Raw genomic sequence first — 1,606 nt, 5'->3', positions numbered from 1 at the left:
AAGGTCGAAGGCATCGTTCACGACCCGCTCGTCTGCGGCGTCACGCTGACCGGCAGCGAGGAAGCCGGCCGCGCCGTGGCCAAGATCGCCGGCGACGCCATCAAGCCCAGCGTGCTCGAGCTCGGCGGCATCGACCCGCTGATCGTGCTCGACGACGCCGATGTCGACAAGGCGGTGGAACTGGCCGTGAATGGCCGCTTCGACAATACCGGGCAAAGTTGCGCGGCGTCCAAGCGCCTGATCGTCGAACGCCCGATGCTGGAACGCTTTACCGAGCGGCTCATCGACCGCGTTCAGAAGATGAGTATCGGCGACCCCATGGACGGCGACACCGAGATCGCTCCCATGTCGCGCAAGGATCTGCGTGACGACCTGCACGACCAAGTACAGCGCGCCATCAAGCACGGAGCGCAACTCGAAACCGGCGGCGAGATCCTGGACCGTCCCGGCGCCTGGTATGCCCCGACCGTGCTGACCAACGTCGCGCCCGGCAACCCGGCCTTCGACGAGGAGCTGTTCGGCCCGGTGGCCTCGGTTATCGTCGCTGACGACGCCGAACACGCCATCGAGCTGGCCAACAATTGCCGCTATGGACTGGGTGGCACCGTCGTCGGCCAGGACGTGAAGCGCGCCGAGCAGGTCGCGCGCCGCCTCGAAGTCGGTATGAGCTTCGTCAACCGGCCCACCACGCCCATCGCCGAGCTGCCCTTCGGTGGTGTCAAGGAAAGTGGCTACGGTCGCGAGCAGAGCGAATACGGCTTTGGCGCCTTCCTCAACGTGCGCACGGTCTATATCGCCGAGTGATGGAACGGTGACATGACCTCAAGAAATGGCCCCGCCAATATTGGCGGGGCCATTGCGTAGAACGCCACGTCAAGACCGGTGGATATCTAGAAGTTGTAGTTGATGAAGCCGCCTGCGTAAGCCTGGGTCGCATCACCGATATCGTCGACGATGGGGCTATCCTTGGCGTCACCGGTCAGGCGTGACACACCCACCAACCCCGTGATGGACCATGTCCGCGTGAGGTAATAACTCAGACTGGCATCGGCGCCGACCTTGAAATAGCCCTCGTTCGGCGCGTAGGCATCTAACCCCGAACGTTGGCTTTCCCGCGCGGAGATGCCGAACATGTCCTCGGCCCAGGACTCGCTCCCATAGGCAATGCTCGGTCCCAGCGAGACAGACAGCTGCTGGGTCAAACGTGAACGCCAATGCGCCTTGGCCTTGACGTGATAGCCATCCACGTCCCCGGTCACTGGCGTTTCAACCGCCGCATTGTATAGCCAATGGCCCTCGGTGTACTCGGCTCGCAGCCCGGCCGTGATACCGCCATCGACCTTGTCTAGGCGATGCAGATCGTCCTCGTCGTCGCGCCCAAGGGTATAACCGAGAAACGGCGACACCTTCCAGCCATCCCGGTTGATGACGTTCCACCCCACACCATCGCGTGCGTTGATATACACGCTATCGCCATAGGTCAGGTCGACCGACGGCCACGCGGAGGTCTCGTAATCGTCGCTCCCCAGGTAGTCGGGAGAGTAAATCGCTCCCGCGCCCAAACTCCCCTGCCAACCGCTGTCTTGTGCCTGGCTGGGACTTGCCA

General features: G+C 63.1%; 2 protein-coding genes. One reads left to right on the top strand and one right to left on the bottom strand.

Annotation, left to right across the window (positions count from 1 at the left end; translation table 11 throughout):
• On the top strand, positions 1–804 hold an 804-nt coding region (locus OP495_RS17665; RefSeq protein ID WP_280571074.1), incomplete at its 5' end, for an aldehyde dehydrogenase family protein.
• Positions 805–890: 86 nt separating this feature from the next.
• Here the strand turns inward: OP495_RS17665 and OP495_RS17660 are convergent.
• The coding region (locus tag OP495_RS17660) for a MipA/OmpV family protein (RefSeq protein WP_280571072.1) at positions 891–1,606 on the bottom strand (716 nt) is incomplete at its 5' end.

Origin of the sequence: Chromohalobacter sp. 296-RDG (assembly GCF_029889885.1) — a bacterium.
Lineage (GTDB): Bacteria > Pseudomonadota > Gammaproteobacteria > Pseudomonadales > Halomonadaceae > Chromohalobacter.
This window is presented reverse-complemented; position numbering and strand designations above follow the sequence as displayed.